The organism is Embleya sp. NPDC025285 (assembly GCF_055558835.1).
In genome coordinates this window covers 1-2,072 of record NZ_JBVHLU010000272.1, presented here as the reverse complement: position 1 = coordinate 2,072, position 2,072 = coordinate 1, and the positions used below count along the sequence as shown (strand labels likewise).

The 2,072-nt window shown below is 72.2% G+C and carries 1 protein-coding gene; it reads left to right on the top strand.

The annotated features are described in order from the left end of the window. Positions 1–592 precede the first annotated feature (592 nt). On the top strand, positions 593–1,591 hold the full coding sequence (locus tag ACZ4FV_RS52135; protein WP_395870662.1) for an NAD-dependent epimerase/dehydratase family protein: 999 nt from the start codon (positions 593–595) through the stop codon (positions 1,589–1,591). Positions 1,592–2,072 lie beyond the last annotated feature (481 nt).

Here is a 2,072-nt window from a genome sequence, read left to right as displayed (position 1 = left end):
CTCGCGAGGCACCGCTTTTTCTTTCCCCCGCTTCGCTCCTCCAAGAAAAAGCGGTGCCTCGCTCGGGGCTTCGTGTCCCTCCGCTTCGCTCCGGGTCACGAAGCCCAAGCTTGCGGCTCCGCCGCTCTCCGCGCTTCGCGCGTCGATCACTGGGGTGGGCGCGGGTCGGGGGCGCTGACGCGCCGGGGGTGCGCGGTCGGGGTGGGCTGGGGCGGGTGTCTGAGCCTGGGGCGGTGGCGGGGGCGTGGGGGTGGGGGTCCGATGCACGCGTGGCGTTACTGCGGGGGAGGACGCGCCGGGGTGGGTGTGGGTCGTGGGTGTGGTGGGTCGACGGTGGCGGGGTTGTGGGGGAGCGAGACAGGCGGCGTGACGTTACCGCAGGGAGAAGACGTGCCGGGGGCGGGCGCGTGTCCCCGGATGGGACGGCCGAACAGCCGGGGTCGTGGGTGTGGTGAGTCGGAGGCATTGGGGGCGTGGGGTGGCGGATCGTCGCGTCCGCGGCGCGGGCGGGGGGGTGTGTGGGTCTTACGAACGGGTGACGTTGGTGTGGTTGGGGGGTTTCGGGGGTGTGTGCGTGTCTAGCGTTGGCGGTATGCGAATCCTGGTTACCGGCGGCGCCGGGTTCATCGGAGCACACGTGGTCGAGTGTTTGACCGAGTCGGGGCATGACGTGCGGGTGCTCGACGTGGTGGAGGTCGAGGGCGTGGACGCGGTGCGGGGGGACGTGCGCGATCCGGCGGTGGTCGATCGGGCGTTGGTGGGCGTGGACGCGGTGTGCCATCAGGCGGCCAAGGTCGGGTTGGGGCTGGACCTGAACGACGCGCCGGACTATGTCGGTTGCAACGACCTGGGCACCGCGGTGTTGCTTGCCGCGATGGCGCGGGCGGGGATCGGACGTCTGGTGTTGGCGAGTTCGATGGTGGTGTACGGAGAGGGCCTGGGGCATTGCGTCGAGCACGGTGAGGTGATGCCGGGTCCGCGGCCGGTCGAGGATCTGATGGCCGGCCGCTTCGAGCCGCCCTGCCCGACCTGCGGGCGCGCGGTCACTCCCGGCCGAATCTGCGAGGAGGCCGCACCCGACCCGCGCAACGTGTACGCCGCGACCAAGCTCGCCCAGGAGCACCTGGCCGGCGCCTGGGCCCGGGCCACCGGAGGCGTGGCCACCGCGCTGCGCTACCACAACGTGTACGGCCCGAGGATGCCGCTGGATACCCCGTACGCCGGCGTCGCCGCGATCTTCCGCTCGATGCTGCGCGCCGGCATGCCGCCGAGGGTGTATGAAGACGGCGGCCAACGCCGCGACTTCGTCCACGTCCGCGACGTCGCCACCGCCAACCTGGCCGCCCTGGACCGCTCCGGCCACGGCCTGCGCACCTACAACGTGGCCACGGGCGTCCCCCACACGGTGGGCGAAATGGCCACCGCACTCGCCAAGGCCCACGCCGGCCCCACCCCGATCACGACCGCCGAATACCGCCTCGGCGACGTCCGCCACATCACCGCCTCCGCGGCCCGCCTGGAATCCGAACTCGGCTGGCAAGCCCAAACCGACTTCGCCACCGGAATGGCAGAGTTCGCCACCACCACATGACCCCTGGCCCACCCACCGACACAGCCCCACACTCAGCACTCACCCCAACTACCCACCCCCGCGCTCCAGACAAGCCGCCCACCCACAACGCCGACCCGGGCCCGTCGATCCGCCCCACACACAACCCCGCCACCGTCGACCCACCACACCCACGACCCACTCCCACCCCAGCGCGTCTTCCCCCGCAGTAACGCCACGCGTGCGTCGGACCTCCACCCCCACGCCCCCGCCACCTTCGTCTCACCGCGCCGCCGGCCCACCCCCGCCGCGACCCACCCGCCCCGACCGCGCACCCCCGGCGCGTCAGCGCCCCCGACCCGCGCCCACCCCAGTGATCGACGCGCGAAGCGCGGAGAGCGGCGGAGCCGCAAGTTTGGGCTTCGTGTCCCGGAGCGAAGCGGAGGGACACGAAGCCCCGAGCGAGGCGCCGCCTTTTTTCTCGGAGGAGCGAAGCGGGGGAGAGAAAAAAGGTGGTGCCTCG

Coding starts and splice junctions, on each gene's coding strand:
- ACZ4FV_RS52135 (WP_395870662.1), top strand. CDS start 593: ATGCGAATCCTGGTTACCGGCGGCGCCGGGTTCATCGGAGCACACGTG.